Below are 21346 nucleotides of genomic sequence, written 5' to 3'. Positions count from 1 at the left end.
TTTAGGTGCAGGTGGCAAGTGAGCGTAGTGTGAGTTTTTGCCCCCTGAAACACCAGACCCCCGCAAGGGCGGGGGTCTGGGTGTTCAAGGTATCGGCTTTATTTTTTGGTTTTCATGCCTTTGCCGATACTTGGGTCCTGCTCGATTTTGCGCGTAATAAAGTACTGCTGCGCCACTGAGATAATGTTGTTGACCACCCAGTAGATCACCAGGCCCGCCGGGAACCACAGGAAGAAGAACGTAAAGATGATGGGTAGCATCTTCATGATCTTCGCCTGCATGGGATCAGGCGGCGTGGGGTTAAGCTGTTGCTGCACGAACATCGAAAGGCCCATCAGAATCGGCAGTATGAAGTACGGGTCTTTCACCGACAGATCCTGCACCCAGAAGATGAAGGGAGCGTGTCTCAGTTCAACGGATTCCAGCAACATCCAGTACAAGGCGATAAAGACGGGCATCTGTACCAGAATCGGCAAGCAGCCACCCAGAGGATTGATCTTCTCCTTCTGGTAGAACTTCATCATCTCTTGAGACATTTTCTGGCGGTCATCGCCGTACATCTCCTTGAGACGCTGCATCTCGGGGCCAAGCTTGCGCATCCGTGCCATCGACTTGTAAGCCTTGGCAGAAAGTGGGAACAGAATGGTTTTCACCAACACCGTCAACAGGACGATTGACCAACCCCAGTTGCCGACAATGTCGTGAATCTTGTCAAGCAGCCAGAAGAGCGGGTTTGCCAGGAACCACAGCCAGCCATAGTCGACCGTCAGGCGAAGGTTAGGCGCTACTTCCTCAAGATGATCCTGGACCTTGGGACCCATATAGAGAGTGGCGCCCAAGGAAGCTTCTTCTTCCGGCGCCAGCTCACTGGTGGGGCCAGCAAAGGCGACGACATTGCGGTCGCGCGAGTCTGTCGAGACGTAGTAAAGGTTCTGCTGATCCTGGGAAGGCGCCCAGGCCGAGACAAAGTAGTGCTGGATGATGGCAATCCAACCGCCTTGTGCCTCTCGATTATTGAAGTTGCCGCCTTGTATATCGTCAAAATCAATCTTTCCGTAGGTCTCTTCAGGCGTCGAAAACGCCGCACCCAGGTAGGAATTCATGCCCATACTGACGCCGCTTGACGGGTCAGGGCTGTTATCCCGAGCGAGCTGGCCGATAAAACGAGCGCTAACGGGCTCATCGGTGTTATTGGCCAAGTAGTAATTGACGTCAACAGCATAATTGCCGCGTTCGAAGGTCAGCCGCTTGATGACCTCAATGCCGTTTATCTCGGCGGTGAGGTTGACCTCAAGCTGTTCTTCGTCATCACCCAGCAGGTATTCGCTTTTCTCAGGGGTAAAGGCAATGCGATTTGCTTCCCCGTTAAGTTGCAAGCCCGAGCGTGCGACGTAACTGCGCGTTTGATTGTCGGAAAGCAGAATATAGCTGCGATCCGACTCGAGCGCCTGTTTATGCTGCGGCAAGGCGGCATACACGATATCGCCACCGTGTGGATCAATACGAACATCCAGCACGTCGGTGGTCACCGCGATGAAGTCACGGCTGTCGCTATCACTTTCGTCGCTGTTTAGCGCGTCCTGCGAAGCGGCAGTGCTATCTCCGGGAACCGACAAGTTTTCCGCGTCGTCATTGCCAGACGTACCGCCACTTCCCGACGATGCGTTGTTATCGCGTGTTTGATCTTGCGATACCTCGGACGACGGTTGATAAGACGTCTGTCCGTAATCCTGATTCCACTGTACAACCAGTAGATAGGCCAGAATGGCAAGTGGAATCAGTAATATAAGTCGTTTTACGTCCATGAGGGTTCTGCCCGCTGGGTGGTGAACATGCTAATGACGCAGTATCAATTACTCGACCCATGACACACGAAAGCCTGCCAGGCGGCAGGCCGAGGTCGAGCGATGAGGTGCCCATCAAGTAATGTGCTTTGAGCTTGCAGGTAGCGCCTTGTCTGCCTGGCTGTCGCGCCGAAGCCGTTTCCACATGCCATGGAGCTGACGATATAAAACGTCATTGTCCATGTCCTGAACGCCACGCCGAGCAAGTACCACAATATCCACTGCGGGAAGCTGGTCTTGACGTAGCCTGACTGACTCTCGAACGAGTCTTTTGAAGCGATTTCGATCAACGGCGAGCTTCACATTTTTTTTGCTGACCACGAGGCCAAGGCGGGGATGCCCGAGGGTATTCCGGCGTGCTAACGCCATAATCCCTTTACCATGTACCTTGAGATCTGCTTGCTCAAAAACGTAGCGGTAATCCCCGGCGTTAAGTAACCGAAAACACCGGGGAAACCCTTGATGTGGCACACGCAATCCGAGATCAGGCGCTCAGACGCTTACGGCCTTTGGCGCGGCGACGCGAAATAATGGCGCGGCCATTTTTGGTTGCCATACGAGCACGGAAGCCATGCGCGCGCTTGCGCTTGAGAACGCTAGGTTGAAAAGTGCGTTTCATAACTCGTTATTCCCACGTGGTTAGGACGGAAAATAAATTCCAAAAGACCCGGTCCAGTGAGGAACTAGCCGGGAGATTCAATTCAAGACCGGAAATTGTAGAGGCTTCCCGGGTTACGTGCAATTTTTTCCTTGTAAAAAATACCGCCTGTCCACGCAGGTGCCTGTCAGGGAGCACGCAATGGTGCTTGCCGGGAAGTGCACCGGCGTCCAGCCATTGGTCTTCTGCTGCCTTGTGGCTAATAGTGGGGATACATTTTGTTAACAACTTTATATTTTTCTTTAAATTCAACTATATAAAAGCTAGATGAGGTTGTGTATAAGTTGCGGAAAAGACGATGATAAGTGGTTGATTAACTGTGAGTTAATGCCCAGCGATAATGAACAGTAAGCTGTCGATCAGCACTTGGAATATCTATCAATTCGACACCTGAAAAGTTTTCCACAGCTTATTAAAACGCCCCAGTCCTGTGTGGATAACCACGCCGTTGGACGCTACAATGGTCGGCCTTTTTCAACCGATGGTGAGATGTGTGTCACTCGCGCTTTGGCAACAGTGCCTGGATTACCTGCAGGACGAGCTGAGTTCGCAGCAGTTCAACACGTGGATACGTCCACTGCAGGCTGAAGATAGTGAGGCTAACGAGCTGCGCTTGTTGGCGCCTAACCGCTTTGTGCGCGATTGGGTGAGTGACAAGTACGCCAAGCGGATTAGCGAACTGATGCGCGAGCTTGCCCCTTCGAAACCTCCCAAGGTTAGCCTCACGGTAGGTAGTCGACGGCCAGCAGCACCTGCCCCCCAACCCCGTGATCTGGGTAATCCGGTCTCGGCCTCTCCGGCACCGCGTGCGTCGGCGGCTGTTCATACGCCGCCACGGGGCGATATTGCTGACGAGCGTGAAATCGATCAGCTACGCGAGGAGGGAAGTGGTTCAGACCGGCGTTCGAACGAGCGCCAGGTTCAGGTTGAGGGTGGGCTCAAGCATACCAGCGGGCTAAATCCTAACTTTACTTTTGATACTTTCGTGGAAGGTAAATCCAACCAGCTCGCGCGCGCGGCTTCTCGCCAGGTTTCCGAAAATCCGGGTGGGGCCTATAACCCGCTATTCTTGTATGGCGGTGTTGGTCTGGGTAAAACCCACTTGATGCATGCCGTTGGTAATGGTCTGGCGTTGCGCCGTGAAAATGCGCGTGTGGTCTACCTTCACTCAGAGCGTTTCGTGGCCGATATGGTGAAGGCACTACAGCTCAATGCCATCAATGACTTCAAGCGTTTTTACCGTAGTGTTGATGCGTTACTCATTGATGATATTCAATTTTTTGCCGGTAAAGAGCGCTCTCAGGAAGAGTTCTTCCATACCTTTAATGCGTTATTGGAAGGCGGTCAGCAAATGATTCTGACGTCGGATCGCTACCCCAAGGAAATCAGTGGTGTCGAAGAACGCCTGAAATCACGCTTTGGGTGGGGCCTTACTGTCGCTATTGAGCCGCCTGAGTTGGAAACCCGTGTGGCTATTTTGATGAAAAAAGCGGATCAGGCCAAAGTCGACTTGCCCCATGATGCGGCGTTCTTTATTGCCCAGAAGATTCGATCGAACGTGCGCGAGCTTGAAGGTGCCCTCAAAAAAGTGATTGCTGACTCGCACTTCATGGGCAAGACCATTACCCAGGACTTTATACGTGAGTCGCTTAAAGACTTGTTGGCGCTACAAGACAAGCAGGTGGGCGTCGACAATATCCAGCGAACGGTAGCGGAATATTACAAAATCAAGGTTGCCGATTTATTATCCAAACGGCGTTCCCGGTCGGTTGCAAGGCCCCGTCAAGTTGCCATGGCGCTTGCCAAGGAATTGACCAATCACAGTCTGCCTGAGATTGGCGATGCGTTTGGCGGTCGTGATCACACGACGGTGTTACATGCCTGCCGCAAGGTGAAAGTGTTGCAGGAAGAAAACGCCGATATTCGCGAAGACTATAAGAACCTGTTACGCCTACTGACCAGTTAATCAACCAGGACGGACCTGTTTCAGCAGGTCTTTCAGGATAGACAACGGAGTATTGATGAAATTTTCGATTTCCCGAGAGGCGCTGCTACGTCCGCTTACCTTGGTAGCAGGGGTGGTAGAGCGCCGTCAGACATTGCCTGTTTTATCGAATGTGCTGATCCAGGTAGACGGTGACCAGGTGGCCCTGACGGGCACTGATCTGGAAGTCGAATTGGTTGGCCGCACTGTCGCCAGTCAGGTGGATCAGGAAGGCTCGGCAACCGTGCCGGCCCGCAAGTTGATGGATATTTGTAAGTCGCTCCCTGATCAGTCAGATATACAGCTAGCGGTTGAAGAGGGTCGCGCTGTCCTGAGGAGTGGTCGGTCTCGCTTCACACTGTCGACGCTTCCCGCCGCTGAGTTTCCATCTATTGAAGATGCCGAAGGCAGCCAGGAATTGAGTGTTCCGCGTGGTACGCTGAAACACCTGATCGAAGCGACATCCTTCGCCATGGCCCAGCAGGATGTTCGCTATTATCTGAACGGTATGCTGCTCGAGATTCAGAGCAACCTCCTGCGCACCGTGGCGACTGATGGGCATCGCCTGGCGATGTGTTCGCGGCCGGTGGACGTGACCGTTGATCAGTCACAGAAGCTCATTGTTCCCCGTAAAGGGATTCTCGAATTGTCCCGTTTGCTTGACGATAGCGATGAGCCGGTGAGCCTGACATTAGGATCCACGCATGTGAGGGCGCACACCGGTGATTTTACGTTCACGTCCAAGCTGATTGATGGAAAATTCCCCGACTATGAGCGTGTGGTACCGCGCAACGGTGACAAGGTTTTAATTGCTGAGCGCGCCGAACTCCGCCAAGTGCTTTCCCGCACCGCTATCCTGTCCAATGAGAAGTACCGTGGTGTACGCCTTTATCTCGAGGAAAATAACCTCAAGGTAATGGCCAATAACCCTGAACAGGAAGAAGCGGAAGAGAACATTGCCGTTGAATATACGGGCTCGGCCATGGAAGTTGGTTTTAACGTCGGCTATCTGGTCGATGTGATGGGCGTACTGGATGAAGACCGCGTACAAATCACCCTTGCAGACCCCAATAGCAGTGCGCTTCTGGAAGAGCCGGGTGGGGGTGACGCACTCTACGTTGTCATGCCGATGCGTCTATAAAGTCCTCAGTTGGCGATAATTTACCGAGTGACGGCGCATATGGGCGCCGTCGCTACGTTTCAGGGCGCACAAAATAAGTGACGGGTGAATGGGTCTTCTTCAGCTTAATTTCGATGGTCTTCGCAACTTGCAGCCTGTGGATATGGCACCGTCGCCCGGTATCAACGTGATTAATGGCGTTAACGGAAGCGGTAAAACAAGCTTGCTGGAAGGCATTCATATCCTGGGCATGGGCAGGTCATTCAGGACACGTCAGCTCAAGCATGCGATTCAAACAGATGCGCCCCACGTAACGCTGTATGGCCGTTTGTCCGGAGAGCCTGATGTTGCACTAGGGGTCCGTCGCTTGCGCGCCACCAGCGAGCTGGAACTGCGTATCAAGGGTGATAAGAACGCCCGCCTAGCGGATCTGGTGGAAGCCATGCCGCTTCAACTCATCAATCCTGATGCTTTTCGCCTTTTGGAAGGTTCCCCCTCAGGTCGTCGTGAATTCCTGGACTGGGGTGTGTTTCACGTGAAACATGGTTTTCTCGAAATATGGAAGCGAACGCGTCGAGCGTTGAAACATCGGAATGCCTTGTTGAGGCATGGTAGAATAGAGCCTCAGGAGTTTGCCATCTGGGAGCAAGAGTTTGCTAACTGGGGTGAGCAAATAGATACGCTAAGACGGGACTGGTTCGCTGAGTTTCTCCCTGTATTTGAAGAAACCCTCGAATGGCTACTCCCACTACCCGGTTTAACGCTTCACTATGCGAGAGGCTGGGATAAAAGAAGGTCGTTGGTTGATGTACTGCAGGCTAGCCGTTCAACCGATCAGCAAATGGGCTTTACGCAGCAAGGCCCTCAGCGAGCAGACTTGCGCATCAAGCTTAATAAGCAACCTGCGATAGAAGTTCTTTCCCGAGGCCAACAAAAACTGGTGGTGAGTGCGCTCAAGCTAGCGCAGGGTCGGCTTCTGGAAAGAGCGTCACAGCGGCATTGCATCTATTTGATTGACGACTTGCCCGCCGAGCTAGACAAGTTGCATCGGTTAAGGTTTTGTCAATTACTGGAAGATATGCAGTGCCAAGTATTTATTACCAGCGTCGAACCTGATGCTTTAAGGCAAACATGGCAGGCTCAAACCCATGTAAGGATGTTTCACGTGAAACATGCGGATAATGGATTGAGTCAGTTAATGCCTGAAGGGTAGACGACACGGATAGAGACAGACTTCACGACGGAGTGGTCAATGAGCGAGCAGGCTTACGATTCATCAAGCATCAAGGTGCTCAAGGGGCTGGATGCGGTACGCAAGCGTCCAGGCATGTACATCGGCGATACAGACGACGGCACCGGGCTGCACCACATGGTCTTCGAGTTGGTGGATAACTCCATCGATGAAGCCCTGGCTGGCCACTGCAGCGAAATTCGTGTGGTTATTCACCCTGATGAATCCGTCACGGTCAGCGATAATGGACGCGGTGTGCCTACCGAGATTCACGAAGGTGAAGGCGTATCGGCCGCTGAAGTCATCATGACCGTCCTGCACGCAGGCGGTAAGTTTGACGATAATTCGTATAAGGTTTCCGGGGGGCTCCATGGTGTGGGCGTTTCCGTGGTCAACGCCTTGTCCGAAGAGCTGCGGCTGACGATCTGGCGCCAGGGAGACGTTTTTGAACAGGTTTATCACCACGGTGTTCCCCAAGCTCCCCTCGCCGTTGTGGGCACGACAGAAAAGAGTGGTACGCGAGTGCATTTCCGGCCTTCACCGGAGACGTTCACCAGTATCGAATTCCACTATGATATTCTGGCGAAACGGCTAAGGGAGTTGTCCTTCCTGAATTCTGGCGTTGCCATCCGCTTGATGGATGAGCGCAGTGGCAAGGAAGAGCTTTTCCATTATGAAGGTGGTTTGAAAGCGTTTGTTGACCACCTCAACCAGAATAAATCAGTGCTCAACCCGGTGTTTCACTTCAACGCGGTTCGTGAGGACGGTATTGAAGTGGAAGTGGCCATGCAGTGGAACGATACCTTTACAGAGAGTATTTTCTGCTACACCAACAATATTCCCCAGCGCGATGGCGGTGCGCACCTGGCTGGCTTTCGCGCGTCGTTAACGCGGACGCTGAACCATTACATCGAGGCTGAAGGTCTGCTCAAGAAGGCCAAGGTCAATACCTCGGGTGATGATGCGCGAGAAGGCTTGACCGCGATTATTTCAGTAAAAGTGCCTGACCCGAAGTTCTCCTCACAAACCAAGGACAAGCTGGTCTCCTCGGAAGTTAAGACCGCGGTAGAACAGGAAATGGGCCGTCTATTTTCTGACTACTTGATCGAGAAGCCCAACGAAGCCAAAGCAATCGTCAATAAGATGCTTGATGCAGCACGGGCTCGTGAAGCGGCTCGTAAGGCGCGGGATATGACACGCCGTAAAGGGGCGCTGGATATTGCCGGGCTGCCTGGCAAGCTCGCCGACTGCCAGGAAAAAGACCCCAGCCAGTCGGAGCTGTATCTGGTGGAGGGTGATTCGGCGGGTGGCAGTGCCAAGCAGGGCCGTGACCGTCGCACGCAAGCGATTTTGCCGCTTAAAGGCAAGATACTGAACGTCGAAAAGGCGCGTTTCGACAAGATGCTATCGTCAGCGGAAGTTGGCACGCTAATAACCGCGCTGGGCTGCGGTATTGGTCGCGAAGAGTTTAATCCCGACAAATTACGATATCACTCCATCATCATCATGACAGACGCTGATGTTGATGGCTCGCATATTCGAACGCTGCTGCTTACGTTCTTTTTCCGTCAGATGCCCGAGCTGATCGAGCGCGGTCATGTGTTTATCGCGCAGCCACCGCTTTACAAGATCAAGCGTGGCAAGCAAGAGCTTTACCTCAAAGACGAGCAGGCGATGGTTGATTACCTGACGACCACGGCCCTTGACGGTGCTGGGCTCCATGTCAATGCCGATGCGCCGGGTATCGCCGGGTCGCAGCTTGAATCGTTGGTTAACCAGTACCGCAATGTGATGAAGCGTATTGACCGCCTTGCACGGGTATACCCCATCGAAGTGCTCAAGCAGGCTGTTCACGCCACCCCTCTTGAGGGTGAAGCAAGCCTTAAAGATCGCGTTACCATGGAAAACTGGATTGCCGAGCTGCAAAAAGCCATGGATGACATGGTGGCCTATGAAGGCGGCCCGCGTTATCAGTTCTATCTCAACGAAGACACGGAGCGTGATCTTCACCTGCCCGCCGTATCGCTCATTGCTCATGGTGTGACGACCGAGTATGTGTGGGGTCTGGATTTCTTTGAAAGTGCAGATTACCGCGCCATTGCGGCGCTGGGTGGCACGATTAACGGTCTTCTTGAAGAAGGTGCCTATATCGCTCGAGGCGAGCGCCAGAAGCCGGTTGCCCACTTCTCTGAAGTGCTGGCCTGGCTGATGCAGGAAGGTCAGCGTGGCCTTTCTGTGCAGCGTTACAAAGGCCTTGGTGAGATGAACCCGGAACAACTCTGGGATACCACGATGGATCCTGATAGTCGTCGTATGCTGCGGGTCACCATTGAAGACGCGGTGGCGGCTGACATGATGTTCAACACCTTGATGGGTGATGAAGTTGAGCCGCGGCGTGACTTTATTGAATCCAATGCGCTGACGGCGAATATCGATATCTAGCACGCTGTTTCACGTGAAACAGTCGGTGCTTTGCCTGATGAAAAACGCTGCCCGCTCAGGAGCAGCGTTTTTTTATGGCTGAGGAATTGTCTGTTGTTGGTCACACAGCCAATCAGCAAACTCTGCCAGATCGCGATAGACCAGTGCCTTCTCCAGACCTATATTCCTGGAGAGCGTTTTTTCCCCTTTGCCCGTTTTGACCAGTACCGGTCGACAGCCAACCGCTTCACCTGCTTGAAGATCTCTCAGGCTATCACCGACCATCCAGCTGCCCTCAAGGCTCTCCAATTCCAGTTTTTCCTGTATTTCAGCAAGCAGGCCGGGTAACGGTTTGCGGCAATCGCAGTGATCGTCTGGTCCATGTGGGCAGTAGGCGATATGGGCAATTTGGCCACCTTTGGCATTTACCCGACTTTGAAGATGGTCGTGCATGGCTTGCAGCGTCGATTCATCGTAAAAACCCCGGGCAATGCCCGATTGGTTAGTGGCAATCGCAACCGTGAAGCCCGCGCGGGATAGCTTGGCGATGGCCTCGATAGCGCCGGGTAAGGGGACCCATTCGCTCAAAGATTTGATGTAGGCGTCAGAGTCATTGTTGATAACGCCGTCGCGATCGAGAATGACCAACTGGTGAGCACTCGGCATAGGTATCCTTGGGTGATGGTGGTGCTTTCGCTTTAGCCTTAGATTAAAAGCGGATCAATAAAAGCGCGAATGTTTCACGTGAAACAGTGCTGTGGGTATAAAAAAGCCCGGCAACCTGGGTGCCGGGCTTTCCGTGTTTCAAACCGTATCAGATACTGGTTTGGCGTTATTGAGGCAATTGGGCGATGTCTGCCACTTCAAGGAATAGCGCCTGAAGACTGGCAAGCAATGCAAGGCGATTACGGCGAATGGATACATCATCGGCCATCACCATCACCTGATCAAAGAAATTATCCACCGGCTCGCGCAACGTTGCCAACGCATCAAGCGCCTGCTGGTAATCACCGGCGGCAAACAGCGGAGTCACCTGCTGCTGGCTGCGGGTTACTGCATTGAACAATGCTTGTTCCGCCGGCTCTTGCAGCAGGCTTTGATCGACCTGAGTGCTGCCGTCATGTTCCTGCTTGCTGAGAATATTAGAAACACGCTTATTGGCTGCTGCCAGGGCAGCCGCCTCATCACGCTGGGCGAAAGCTTTGACGGCACGCAGGCGGCGAGCGAAATCGAGCGGCTTGGTCACCGGGCGGGCGCGAACAGCCAGGTACATTTCGGCGCTGATGCCTTCTTCCTGGCCCCAGGCGCGGAAACGATCGAGCATGTAGGTCAGGACATCATCGATTAGTCCTTTCGCCTTGGGGAGATCCCGGTACTGTTCAGCGGCCACGTTAAGCAGCTCACGAAGGTCGAGATTGAGCTCGCCTTTGACCAGGATGTTCAGCACACCGATAGAGGCGCGACGCAATGCAAAGGGGTCTTTGGCGCCAGTCGGCCGCTGACCAATACCGAAAATGCCGACCAGGGTGTCCAGACGGTCAGCCAGAGCAAGCGCCTTGCCTGTCGCACTATGGGGAATGGCATCGGTCGCAAAGCGGGGCAGGTACTGTTCTTCAAGTGCCTGGGCAACGTCAGCGGGTTCGCCATCCTGCTCGGCGTAGTAACGCCCCATGATGCCCTGAAGCTCAGGGAATTCCAGTACCATCTCGGTCACCAGATCACACTTGGCAAGTGCAACGGCGCGTTGGGCATGGGTGACGTCACCGCCAATCCTTTCGGCAATGTGGCTTGCGATAGCACTGCTGCGGCGTGCCTTGTCGGCCAGGGTCCCGAGTTGCTGCTGGAAGACCACGCTTTCCAACTGGGGAATACGCGAAGCAAGGGTACGCTTACGGTCGGTGTCGTAGAAAAACGCCGCGTCGGCCAGGCGCGGGCGAATGACCTTTTCATTACCTGAAATCACCTGCTGAGGATCAGCGCTGTCGATGTTCGAGATGGTAATGAAAAGTGGCTTGAGCTTGCCCTGATCATCCAGTAAATGAAAGTACTTCTGGTTGGCCTTCATTGAGGAAACCAGACATTCGGCGGGCACTTCCAGGAAGCGTTCGTCAAAGCTGCCGGTCAGTGCCACGGGCCACTCAACCAGACCGCTGACTTCGACCAAAAGGTCTTCGTCGATTACCGCGTTGGCTTCCTGTACTTCCGCCTCTGCCAGCACCTGCTCGCGGATACGCTCCCGGCGCTGTTGACGGTCGGCCAGCACAAAGGCGTTTTCCAGTGCGCCAAGGTAAGCATCGGCATGCTCGAGCTGAATGGCATCCGGGGCGTGGAAGCGATGACCATAAGTGGTACGACTGGCTTGCAAACCCAGTGCCTCGGCGGCAATGACATCGCTGCCGTAAAGGGCCACAAGCCAATGAACCGGGCGGGAGAACTCTATTCGCGAGGTACCCCAGCGCATGTTTTTGGGCACGGGCAGCGCGCTGATCGCTTTGCGCAGAATATCGGGCAGTAGCGCCTGTACACTTTCACCCGGCTGATGTTCGCGAAAGCCAAGCCAGGTGCCCTTGTCGGTTTCCAGGTGGATCAATTCATCCACGCTGACACCGCAGGAGCGCGCAAAGCCTTCTGCCGCCTTGGTGGGCGCTCCCTCTTTGAAGGCGGCTGCCAGGGCTGGACCACGGCGCTCGACTTCACGGTCAGGTTGTTTGTCGGCTAGGTTTTTCACCTGCACCGCCAGACGGCGGGGTGTCGCATAAGCCGTAACGCCCTGAAAGGGAATGTCAGCTTCCTGCAGGCCTTTTTCGATCCCGGCCGCGAAGGCATCTGAAAGCGCATCCAGGGCCGTCGGCGGAAGCTCTTCAGCGCCCAGTTCCAGTAGAAGCGTATCAACAGCCATTATGCGTCTCCCTGATCGGCGAGTAGTTCGTTGCGCAGTGATTCCGGGGCCATGGGGAAACCTTCAGCTTTGCGCGACTCAAAATAGGCAGTGGCGACGTCCCGTGCCATGGTCCGAACGCGTAGAATAAAGCGTTGGCGCTCGGTGACCGAAATGGCGTGACGCGCGTCTAACAAGTTGAACGTATGCGACGCCTTCAGCACCTGTTCATAAGCGGGCAGTGGAAGTCTGGCTGCCAGCAATTTGCTGCACTCTTGTTCCTGATGGTCAAAGTTAGCAAATAACTGGTCAACGTCAGCGTGTTCGAAGTTATAGGCGGATTGTTCGCGTTCATTCTGCAGGTAAACGTCGCCGTAGCTGACTTCGCTGCCGTCGGGGGCAATGGCCCAAACCAGGTCATAGACGCTGTCGACGTTTTGCAGGTACATGGCGATGCGCTCAAGCCCGTAGGTCAACTCGCCGGTGACCGGGTAACATTCGATACCGCCGGCCTGCTGGAAATAGGTAAACTGGGTGACTTCCATGCCGTTCAGCCAGACTTCCCAGCCAAGCCCCCAGGCGCCGAGGGTAGGGGATTCCCAGTTGTCCTCGACGAAGCGCACGTCATGGATCAGCGGGTCCAGTCCTAGGCGTTTCAATGAGCCAAGGTACAGGTCCTGGAGATTGCTGGGTGACGGCTTCATGACCACCTGAAATTGATAGTAATGCTGCAGGCGGTTGGGATTTTCGCCGTAGCGGCCGTCTGTAGGGCGGCGAGACGGCTGGACATAGGCAGCGTTCCAGGTCTCCGGCCCAATGGCACGCAGGAAGGTAGCGGGGTGAAAAGTGCCTGCACCAACCTCCATATCGAGCGGCTGGAGAATGACACAACCCTGTTCTGCCCAATACTGTTGCAGCGCAAGGATCAAGCCTTGAAAGGTCGACACATCAGGCGTCGATTGGTTTGTCGAGACACTCATCGCGGAAAGCACCGTTGGCCATGAATTCATAAGCCGTCAAGTATACAATCCCAAGCAGATAGGTTATAGGCACGAGAGCCAACAGAGCCGTTTTTGGTAAGGAGAATGAAATGATTGTCATAACAGGCGGTGCCGGTTTTATCGGGGCCAACTTGGTCAAAGCGCTGAACGCCCGCGGCCGGAACGATGTAATGGTGGTTGATGATTTGCGCGATGGCACCAAATTCGTCAATTTGGCTGACTGCACCCTGGCGGATTATCTTGATAAAGACGATTTTCTCGCCAGGGTAAAAGCGGCATTGCGGGGGGAGAGCGTCGATCTACCCAAGATCGATGCTATTTTCCATGAGGGCGCCTGTTCAGATACGACGGAATGGGACGGCCACTATATGATGGAAAATAACTTCGAGTACTCCAAAGTACTGCTAAATTACTGCGAGCTGCGGGGAATCCCCTTCTTGTATGCCTCATCAGCTGCCACCTATGGCGGTAGCGAGGTATTCAAGGAGGTGCCTGAGTGTGAAAAACCGCTCAACGTGTATGGCTACTCCAAGCTGCTGTTCGATCAACACGTGCGTACTCGCTGGGATGAGCTGACAACCCAGGTTGTGGGGTTTCGGTATTTCAATGTGTATGGCCCCAGAGAGCAGCATAAAGGCAAGATGGCCAGCGTGGCGTATCATCACCACCTGCAAATCCGTAATAGTGAAACCCTGAAACTGTTTGGTGCCTATGATGGCTATGAGGCCGGTATGCAGAGCCGTGACTTTGTGTATGTAGGCGATGTTGTCGACGTAAACCTGTGGTTTCTGGATAACCCAGGTGCCTCAGGTATTTTCAATCTGGGTACCGGCCGCGCGGAACCGTTTAAGGCGATTGGTGAAGCGGTCATCGATTTCTACGCCAAGGGGCAAATCGATTACATCGATTTCCCGGAAGAACTGAAAGGGCGTTACCAAAGCTATACCCGTGCTGACATAAGCAATCTGCGGGAAGCCGGTTGCGATGTTGAATTCAAAACGGTTGCCCAGGGGGTCAAAGCGTATCTGGAGTGGCTCAATGGCTAATTCCGCCATGCGGCTACTGGTTATCGGGCCTTCCTGGGTGGGCGATATGGTGATGGCCCAGAGCCTGTTCATGACCCTTAAAGCACGTTATCCCAATGCCACCATCGGGGTGGTCGCACCCGCATGGTCACAGCCTATTCTGGAACGAATGCCCGAGGTGGATGAGGTGCTGCCCCTGGCGGTAGGCCACGGCGAGTTTGGTCTTGTCAGTCGGCGCGAACTTGCCAATCGTCTGAAAGGACGTTTTGATCGGGCGATTGTGCTGCCCCGGTCCTGGAAAGCCGCATTGGTGCCCTTTATGGCACGTATTCCTGAGCGTATCGGATTTCTCGGAGAGCATCGCTATGGCCTCTTGAAAGAGCGCCGCAAGCTGGATAAGCAAGTATTGGATCAAACCGTGAAGCGATTTGTCTCGTTAGGCTTGCCGCTTGATGAGGCGGCGACAGGGGATTTTGCGATCCCCAAGCCGCGCCTGACCATTGACCGGGACAATCTGGTCAATTTACGACTGGCCAATATGCTTTCATCCCGTCCGGCGATAGGCATGATGCCGGGGGCTGAATATGGACCGGCGAAACAGTGGCCACTCGACTACTTTCGACAATTAGCCCAAAAGCTTATTGCCGATGGCTATGAAATACGTGTTTTTGGTGGTCCCAAAGACCATGAAGGCGCTGACACGATTGTGAAAGGGCTCCCCCAGGCCCACAATCTATGTGGTAAGACGGCCCTGGCAGATGCGGTGGACCTGCTTGCCGACTGCCGCCAGGTCGTGACCAATGATTCGGGTCTTATGCACGTAGCGGCCGCAGTCGGTGTGCGGATACATGCGCTTTATGGTTCTTCTTCGCCTGCTTACACACCACCGCTTACCGATAATGCGGTGATTCATTATCTTGAACTTTCCTGCTCCCCATGTTTTGAGCGTACCTGCCCATTGGGCCATACTAACTGCTTGAATAAGTTACACGTAGAATCCGTCTATCAGGCAATTTTGGCCGACCGGCAGCGTGAAAAAGTGATCGTTAACGCATAATGTCGACTTCATCGGTTCGGTCTGCCGGCGTTTCAATCACCTGCTCCTGTGGAGAGGGGCTGGGTTCCTGACGCTGGGGTGCCAGCCCCTCCCACAGACGGTGTTGCAGGGCGGTTTCCTCTCGTAAGTGCTCGTTCAAAGTATCCAGGCCATGACGCTCCACCAGGGTTTTCTGATCGCTCAGCAGCGAGACGCCCAGCCCCGCTCGGTGTCCATCCAATGTGAAGTCGAGAGCCTCAAGAATCGTGGGGAAGGCATCCAGCATGGTGGCATTTCGCTGAATTCGCTGGGGAGGCAAATGGTCACCCAGTAGCATGAAGGTGTTTTCACGATCCATCGTGGTCAGCTCGTCCCATACTGATACGCGCATGGTGAGGTGATCACTCATGATCGCCACGACGGTGTCATCCAATAACCCTTCATTGTTCAGGCGATTAATCAGATCGCGTGCCAGCCAGGCAGAGCACTCAACTGAGTAAAGAATGTCTTGCTCATCAAAAGGGCCCTGACGTTCGCGACAGCGCTGGGCAGGAAATCCGTTGGGGGCATGGCCTGAAATACTCAGCGTCACTACCCCCCAGGGGCCGTTATCTGCTTCGTCAAGCCGACGAATTTCTTCAACTGTCATGTCATAAAGGCTGTCATCGTAGATTCCCCAACTGTTGACGTAGTCCGGGTCATCGAGTCGCTGTACGAGCTCTTCCTTGCCTTGAACGCGTTGAAACTGATGGCCGCGGTAGAATAAGCCTTTGCCAGCAAACTCCGTGCTGGCCCCACCCAGGTAGCTGAGTCGGTATCCTTGGGCGGCTAGAATATCGCCCAGGCAGTCAATACCTGGAACAACACTCTTCAATGGTTCGAACTGACTGTCATGGAGAAGCCCCGCTGGCATCAGGGGAACACCGCATTGACTGGCGATCATACCGGCCATGGTCCAGCCGGTATTCTCCATTTGCTGAATACCCTCAAAGACAACGCCCCGTTCACCGAGGCGGTTAAGGTCATCGTAAGCATCGCCAAACTGGGTGGCATCATAAGTGCGCTCGATGCTTTCCAAATAAAGTACAAGCAAGTTAGGGGCTTCTTTCTGATTAGATGTAGGTGGGGCTACATAGCGCTGATCCAGCCAATCAGCGTTGTCGGCCACCACTGCCGCGCTGCGCTGGCCCAGCCCGAAAAGCAAAGGATTACTGGCGAGAAGCCCAATCGCCAGAAAGCGTTCTATCAATCGCCAACGTTGATCATGGCGGGACAGCCAGGTGACAGAAGCCAATACAGCAAGCATGCTCAGTGTATAAACAAGGGCGGTAATCATCTTGCCTGCACCGCCATGCTCAGCCATGCCTGCCTGGAGATGGAAAAAAACAGCCCCCAAGTCGACATTACCGAAGCTGTCTGCCAGGTAGATATAAACACCCCATAGACTTAACGGCGCAAGCGACCACGGCCATACTTTGCGGTAACGTGCATTGAGAGGCCGCCCCCAGCGTAACTTTATACCGACGCTTAACCAGGCGAGAGCAAACAGGAACAGCGTCCACCAGGGTAGGCGGGTTAGCACGGTGATCGCATAGCCAAGGGAGAGACCGATCAGGGTGATGGCAATGATGGCTAACCTAACGTTATCCAGTTTAGAGAAAAAGCGATAATGAATGATGACATTTACCTGATTTAAATAGTGAGAATCAAATTGAAGCGAGATCGGTGGATGTTAATAATAGCGTTAATGAGAGAAAAATTGATGGGTACGCTCGAAATATTTTTGCATAACCAATAGGCCGACCAAACGTTCTTTTTCGGTATCCATAAATTGATCTACGTAACGGTTGGCATTGCGAATAATCTCTTTTGCTTCGCAGGGGTGTTCCCGGTAGTAGATGATTTTATCTTCAAGGTCAGAGTAATCATCCTTGAGTAGCACATAGTGATATCCAGGCAGCAATGTGCCTTCCATGAACCATGTTTCAAAGCGTGGTCGTCTCATGAAGCACAGTGAGTTAGAGGCCATTATCCATTTGAGATTGGTTGCAACATCCTTGCCTTCGATACTCATCACAAATTTATACTTCAATTGCGCCGGGACCGACATGAAATGTTTATGCCAAGGCTGGCCAAGCGCATTTTTGTGAATGTCACCCACATTACATAGCGGATGATCGTAAAAGTCTCGGATGAATTGACGCCGATGCTCTTGATGGCAAGAACCACGCCATACCACGAGGTCAAGCTTGTCATCATAGCGGTAAGGATCTTTTACTGTGTAGTAATGACGAACGCGGTTTAACTTAAGTAAAACAGAGTTTTGATTGTGGTCACTGATGGGGCGGCTTTTAACCAAGGTGGGCACGTCGGGCACAGTGGTTACATCACCAAAGCGATGACAGAAGCGTAGCTCAGGTGGAAAATAGCGCAATACGCTGAGTAAATCCAAGTAATAAGTGCCACTTTTCTCACGCTTGAAACTAGATAGCGTTATGGCCTGCTCGGGAAGTTCAACGTTATCATCCAGTTGATTGCAGTAATTAATACGATTAAGTATTATTTGCCGCTCGTCCTCTGAAAAGCTCTTAAGCTTGCGAAGCAAGTTTTTTCGTTGACGCTGAAGAAAAGCCCCTGGAATCAGGCGGTGAAAGGTATGTCGGGCATAAAAGCTAAGCTTGTGAAAGTTTTTATGTGCTTTTGCAGACGTTGCAAGCATAATGTTAATTCACTATTGATTGATAGAGATGCCAGTAAGATGCTGCCATTGACTGAGGGCTGTATTGATCCAAATGCTCAGTGGCCTCTTGAGCTAACTGTTGACGAAGAGCTGGATCTTCACGTAAACGAATAATCCCTTTAGCCAGCGATTCAGCATCGCTGGAGGGAATAAGTAATCCCGTATGCTCATGTTTGACGATATCGGGTATGCCGCCTACATCAGTGGCAATGACGGGGATGCCTAGCTGCATGACATCCAGAATAACGGAACCCAATCCCTCATTACGTGACGGAAATGCAAATATATCCAGGCCAGCCAGATAATCGGCAATATCGCTTTTAAATCCGAGCCAGGAGACATTGCCAAGCGACGACGACTCTGCTTTTAGTGCCTCTGCATCTTTACCATCACCTAAAAAAATAAAGTGTATATCCGGCGCTTGATGTTCAAGCATCTGCGCAGCCTTCAGTAGCACTCGCTGACCCTTATGGCTATCGACCACGGCGCCTGCGTGGCCTACCAAGAATTTATCCCTAAAATCCTCACGAAAACTGTTGGCGGCCTCAAGTTTAGGCGTTAAACGTGAATAGGCACTCGGTATCAACGTTACATTGCCCCACTGGCTGTCTTCCAGAAGGTGCTTTATAACTTGGGAAAGGGCAACTCGGGCGGATGCATGCGAGTAACTTTGCTGGTTAAACCACTTTTGCCTAACGGGTGCATCAACACGACGAGTAATTAAATAGGGTGTGCCTTTTAAACGATAGTGCAAATAGGCCCAATGAACGCCTTTTGCATCGTGAGCATGTACCAACTGAGTGTCGCCGAGATGAAAGTGTCCGGCCAACTGATGATCGGCTGTCTGAAACGTGAGTTTCGTTACGCCATGCAGGTGTTGACGCATGGGAGAGTCGCGACGGCAAACCAGTGTTTGTGAAAGGTCGTTGTGTGACTGCTCTGCCAATGTCTTGATTAATAACTCAGTTTGGCGCTCGCCGCCACGAAATCCGCGCGCCAAATTGACATGAGTAATGTGCATTGATCACCAAACCTTATTAAAATCTTCCGCTTCAAGCACTTTGGGATCACGTTGATACTCGAGTAGCTTGGCATACTTCAAATAGCTATTGAGCCCCGCGCTGACTGCAACGGTCATGCCATCAACCCCGCCCATAAAGCCGCGCTGTAATACATATTTACGCACAAAAGCATTTAGCCCATGTGCAAACGGTGAGAAAGCGTTAGCCCGCTTCCCTTTCTGGAACATGATTTTGGCCGCGCGACCACTGAAATTACGCCCTGGCTTGGCAAACAGTTGCCCAAGGTTATCAAAAGAGTGGTGTATCATATCCGCATCAAGTCGCTTTGGATTGGCGGCGATGACTTTTGCGTGCTGCTTGACGTCAGCAAAGCGTGCATGGCGATGGTTGTAGAGTCGAATACAGTAATCTGGATACCAGCCGCAGACCTGGATCCAGCGTGATCCAATCATGTTGCGTCGCCGAAAGGCAAAGGCGTCGTGCTCGGTTGCCGCGAGCTCAAGCTGACGAATCGCTTCTACCATCTCTGGGGTAAGACGTTCATCAGCGTCCAGACTCAGAACCCAGTCATACTTGACATGTTCAAGTGCAACATTTTTCTGAATGCCGTCGCCCAAGTATGCCTGATGTACCACTCTGGCACCCAACTCGGTCGCAATCGCCACGGTTCGATCCTGGCTGCCTGAATCTACGACGACAACGTCATCACAAACCTGGCGAGCGGAAGCAATACAGTCCGCAATATTGGCTTCTTCGTTAAAGGCAATAATATTAGCCGATATCATGAAACAGGCATCTCTTGCAAAAAGGCAGAAGTAATGTGTGCTGGTGAAAAACGTTCCAGCCAACCTTCATCAATAGCGTAGCCGCCAGCGTCAAGAATGCCATCAACACGGGCTGCTAACGCCTCCGGTGTCATTTCACACAGGTAAGCTTCCAAATCACCGGTCATGATATCACGTACCCCGCCTGGACAATCGACCGAAACAACAGGGGTTTGGCAGGCCAGCGCTTCGAGCAGTACGATGCCAAGACCTTCATGTGCCGAGCTCAGGATAAACAAACGAGCATGGTGCATCCATGGGTAAGGATTTAATTGGCGGCCCGCAAAAATAACGTTCTCAGCAATTCCAAGCTCAATGGCAAGCGCCTCCAGTTCTTTGCGTAATGGCCCCTCGCCGACAATCACAAGCGGGAGGGGCGTTTTCATTTTGGCATACGCCCTCAGCAGGAGGTCATGGTTCTTTTGCGGTACTAAGCGGGCCACGTTGAGTAAATAAGGGAAATTGGGTCGCTCCGGGAAGTCATCTTTCATGGCCTGCTGGATGGCGGCTACAGGGCAGGGATTTGTGATGGTTTTCAATGATAAAGGCTCTACCTTTAGCGCCTGCATTGTCGTCGCTATTTGTTTTTCGACCCCGTGAGAAACGGTAATTAGATGTTTATTATGAAATAGGCAGCGTGCTTTCAGTCGCTCCAACCAGGCATTGTGGCCTAAGGTTGGCTTGACGATATTTTCCAGAACGTAACAGGCGCGCGTGTCCTGGAAAGACCAAACCGTTTCGAAGGTGCCAATACCACGAAAGATAATTCGGTCAAAAGAGCCGTATTGGCGCTCTAGGCGGCGTATTTCGCGCTTAAACAGTTTTCCGCCCCACCATCCTGATAATAAAAAATAGCTTTTGCGTAAAACGCTATTGAACAGGCGTGCGGCGATCTCGATGACGCCGCCTATACCTGATGTCCACATGGCACGTGCAAGCTCGAAACGATGAACATTGACGTGGTCATTGCTCGGTTCCAACTGGGGTGGGCGCGACTTGAAATACATCAAGTGGCTCTCATGCCCCTGTTCTGCAAAGCTGTCTGCAAGGTTCACCGCTACGCGTTCCATCCCACCAATTTTTAACGTACGAACGACAATCAATACCTTCATGAAGGTGAATCCTTTTGGTGTAGCGGAGGTTGCATAATAGGGTTGTATTGGAGCCGCTGGGCGCATCGCGAATTGTGGATCACGACAGCAGGTGTCTCAGAAATTGCAGTACAGATGTGAAAGATATCCTTGAGAACAGGTGCCAGGGCGTTAGCAAGTCATCAGGCTGATATCGGGAAGTTGCAGGAAGTATCTGTTAGCGTGCCATAGAACCAGCTTACACGAAACAAGCCCTCAGAAGGTTGGATTGGACGTCTATGTGCATAGTCGAGTATCAGGAGGGCTGGTAACTAACACTTGGGGATGGCAAGTTGAGAGTGGGAAGAGTGTTTGTTCTTTAAAAAGAAAGACAAATCCCTGATATGCATTGTTTATGCTACAGCCTGATACCCGAACCTTTTCGAGCCCCGGCAATCAATACTGTGGCGCCCTCATAACCCTAGGAATATT

Annotated in this window: 17 protein-coding genes; 6 read left to right on the top strand and 11 right to left on the bottom strand. The window is 52.7% G+C overall.

Annotated features, from left to right (window positions below; genetic code table 11):
- Positions 1 to 98 precede the first annotated feature (98 nt).
- From yidC to rpmH, 3 genes are all read right to left on the bottom strand, one after another.
- Positions 99 to 1805, bottom strand: a complete 1707-nt coding sequence (gene yidC, locus B7L15_RS11800) for a membrane protein insertase YidC (RefSeq protein ID WP_085919168.1) — start codon at positions 1803 to 1805, stop codon at positions 99 to 101.
- Between the two features lie 114 nt (positions 1806 to 1919).
- The gene (gene rnpA, locus B7L15_RS11795; RefSeq protein WP_085919167.1) at positions 1920 to 2315 is read right to left on the bottom strand and encodes a ribonuclease P protein component; all 396 of its coding nucleotides are present in this window, start codon (positions 2313 to 2315) and stop codon (positions 1920 to 1922) included.
- A gap of 13 nt (positions 2316 to 2328) precedes the next feature.
- Positions 2329 to 2463 (bottom strand): 50S ribosomal protein L34, encoded by a 135-nt coding sequence (gene rpmH / locus B7L15_RS11790; RefSeq protein WP_066315595.1) that lies wholly within the window; start codon positions 2461 to 2463, stop codon positions 2329 to 2331.
- A 532-nt stretch (positions 2464 to 2995) separates the two neighbouring features.
- Here rpmH and dnaA point away from each other — a divergent pair.
- The 4 genes from dnaA to gyrB all read left to right on the top strand — a co-directional run bounded on the left by dnaA (position 2996) and on the right by gyrB (position 9279).
- Entirely contained in the window at positions 2996 to 4468 is a 1473-nt protein-coding gene (gene dnaA, locus B7L15_RS11785) for a chromosomal replication initiator protein DnaA (protein ID WP_085919166.1), read from the top strand.
- 55 nt (positions 4469 to 4523) lie between these two features.
- The gene (gene dnaN / locus B7L15_RS11780) at positions 4524 to 5627 is read left to right on the top strand and encodes a DNA polymerase III subunit beta (RefSeq protein ID WP_066315588.1); all 1104 of its coding nucleotides are present in this window, start codon (positions 4524 to 4526) and stop codon (positions 5625 to 5627) included.
- Between the two features lie 88 nt (positions 5628 to 5715).
- Positions 5716 to 6819: a DNA replication/repair protein RecF gene (gene recF / locus B7L15_RS11775; protein ID WP_085919165.1), complete on the top strand. Its 1104-nt coding sequence runs from the start codon at positions 5716 to 5718 to the stop codon at positions 6817 to 6819.
- A 39-nt stretch (positions 6820 to 6858) separates the two neighbouring features.
- On the top strand, positions 6859 to 9279 hold the full coding sequence (gyrB, locus tag B7L15_RS11770; RefSeq protein WP_085919164.1) for a DNA topoisomerase (ATP-hydrolyzing) subunit B: 2421 nt from the start codon (positions 6859 to 6861) through the stop codon (positions 9277 to 9279).
- Between the two features lie 72 nt (positions 9280 to 9351).
- On the opposite strand, the gene gmhB is transcribed toward gyrB, so the two are convergent.
- The 3 genes from gmhB to glyQ form a co-directional block, all read right to left on the bottom strand.
- Positions 9352 to 9924: a D-glycero-beta-D-manno-heptose 1,7-bisphosphate 7-phosphatase gene (gene gmhB, locus B7L15_RS11765; protein ID WP_085919163.1), complete on the bottom strand. Its 573-nt coding sequence runs from the start codon at positions 9922 to 9924 to the stop codon at positions 9352 to 9354.
- Between the two features lie 166 nt (positions 9925 to 10090).
- Complete coding sequence (glyS, locus tag B7L15_RS11760; RefSeq protein WP_085919162.1) at positions 10091 to 12157, bottom strand: glycine--tRNA ligase subunit beta; 2067 nt, start codon at positions 12155 to 12157, stop codon at positions 10091 to 10093.
- Complete coding sequence (gene glyQ, locus B7L15_RS11755) at positions 12157 to 13116, bottom strand: glycine--tRNA ligase subunit alpha (RefSeq protein ID WP_085919161.1); 960 nt, start codon at positions 13114 to 13116, stop codon at positions 12157 to 12159. Before glyQ ends, glyS begins: the two co-directional genes overlap by 1 nt.
- Before the next feature lie 110 nt (positions 13117 to 13226).
- Here glyQ and rfaD point away from each other — a divergent pair, with 110 nt between their 5' ends.
- Positions 13227 to 14183 (top strand): ADP-glyceromanno-heptose 6-epimerase, encoded by a 957-nt coding sequence (gene rfaD, locus B7L15_RS11750; protein ID WP_085919160.1) that lies wholly within the window; start codon positions 13227 to 13229, stop codon positions 14181 to 14183.
- Positions 14176 to 15219 (top strand): lipopolysaccharide heptosyltransferase II, encoded by a 1044-nt coding sequence (waaF, locus tag B7L15_RS11745; RefSeq protein ID WP_085919159.1) that lies wholly within the window; start codon positions 14176 to 14178, stop codon positions 15217 to 15219. Before rfaD ends, waaF begins: the two co-directional genes overlap by 8 nt.
- Here waaF and B7L15_RS11740 read toward each other — a convergent pair.
- The 5 genes from B7L15_RS11740 to B7L15_RS11720 all read right to left on the bottom strand — a co-directional run bounded on the left by B7L15_RS11740 (position 15209) and on the right by B7L15_RS11720 (position 20896).
- Positions 15209 to 16780, bottom strand: a complete 1572-nt coding sequence (locus B7L15_RS11740) for a sulfatase-like hydrolase/transferase (protein WP_254902926.1) — start codon at positions 16778 to 16780, stop codon at positions 15209 to 15211. The genes waaF and B7L15_RS11740 overlap by 11 nt on opposite strands.
- Before the next feature lie 162 nt (positions 16781 to 16942).
- On the bottom strand, positions 16943 to 17917 hold the full coding sequence (locus B7L15_RS11735) for a glycosyl transferase family 90 (RefSeq protein ID WP_085919157.1): 975 nt from the start codon (positions 17915 to 17917) through the stop codon (positions 16943 to 16945).
- A 4-nt stretch (positions 17918 to 17921) separates the two neighbouring features.
- The gene (locus B7L15_RS11730) at positions 17922 to 18959 is read right to left on the bottom strand and encodes a glycosyltransferase family 4 protein (protein WP_085919156.1); all 1038 of its coding nucleotides are present in this window, start codon (positions 18957 to 18959) and stop codon (positions 17922 to 17924) included.
- A 3-nt stretch (positions 18960 to 18962) separates the two neighbouring features.
- Positions 18963 to 19808 carry a glycosyltransferase family 2 protein gene (locus tag B7L15_RS11725; RefSeq protein ID WP_233337317.1) on the bottom strand — a complete coding sequence of 282 codons (846 nt, stop codon included), beginning with the start codon at positions 19806 to 19808 and terminating at the stop codon, positions 18963 to 18965.
- On the bottom strand, positions 19742 to 20896 hold the full coding sequence (locus tag B7L15_RS11720; RefSeq protein ID WP_176243680.1) for a glycosyltransferase: 1155 nt from the start codon (positions 20894 to 20896) through the stop codon (positions 19742 to 19744). The genes B7L15_RS11725 and B7L15_RS11720 overlap by 67 nt, the downstream gene beginning before the upstream one ends.
- Positions 20897 to 21346 lie beyond the last annotated feature (450 nt).

The sequence above is a fragment of the Halomonas sp. CSM-2 genome, from assembly GCF_002119345.1.
Classification (GTDB): domain Bacteria; phylum Pseudomonadota; class Gammaproteobacteria; order Pseudomonadales; family Halomonadaceae; genus Vreelandella; species Vreelandella janggokensis.
Note: the sequence above shows the minus strand (reverse complement) of the source record. Positions and strands in the feature narration are given on the sequence as shown.

Bases quoted from the DNA above. Each gene is read 5' to 3' on its own strand.
- yidC (WP_085919168.1), bottom strand. From the start codon at position 1,805: ATGGACGTAAAACGACTTATATTACTGATTCCACTTGCCATTCTGGCC.
- rpmH (WP_066315595.1), bottom strand. From the start codon at position 2,463: ATGAAACGCACTTTTCAACCTAGCGTTCTCAAGCGCAAGCGCGCGCAT.
- dnaN (WP_066315588.1), top strand. From the start codon at position 4,524: ATGAAATTTTCGATTTCCCGAGAGGCGCTGCTACGTCCGCTTACCTTG.
- recF (WP_085919165.1), top strand. From the start codon at position 5,716: ATGGGTCTTCTTCAGCTTAATTTCGATGGTCTTCGCAACTTGCAGCCT.
- gyrB (WP_085919164.1), top strand. From the start codon at position 6,859: ATGAGCGAGCAGGCTTACGATTCATCAAGCATCAAGGTGCTCAAGGGG.
- gmhB (WP_085919163.1), bottom strand. From the start codon at position 9,924: ATGCCGAGTGCTCACCAGTTGGTCATTCTCGATCGCGACGGCGTTATC.
- glyS (WP_085919162.1), bottom strand. From the start codon at position 12,157: ATGGCTGTTGATACGCTTCTACTGGAACTGGGCGCTGAAGAGCTTCCG.
- glyQ (WP_085919161.1), bottom strand. From the start codon at position 13,116: ATGAGTGTCTCGACAAACCAATCGACGCCTGATGTGTCGACCTTTCAA.
- rfaD (WP_085919160.1), top strand. From the start codon at position 13,227: ATGATTGTCATAACAGGCGGTGCCGGTTTTATCGGGGCCAACTTGGTC.
- waaF (WP_085919159.1), top strand. From the start codon at position 14,176: ATGGCTAATTCCGCCATGCGGCTACTGGTTATCGGGCCTTCCTGGGTG.
- B7L15_RS11735 (WP_085919157.1), bottom strand. From the start codon at position 17,917: ATGCTTGCAACGTCTGCAAAAGCACATAAAAACTTTCACAAGCTTAGC.
- B7L15_RS11730 (WP_085919156.1), bottom strand. From the start codon at position 18,959: ATGCACATTACTCATGTCAATTTGGCGCGCGGATTTCGTGGCGGCGAG.
- B7L15_RS11720 (WP_176243680.1), bottom strand. From the start codon at position 20,896: ATGAAGGTATTGATTGTCGTTCGTACGTTAAAAATTGGTGGGATGGAA.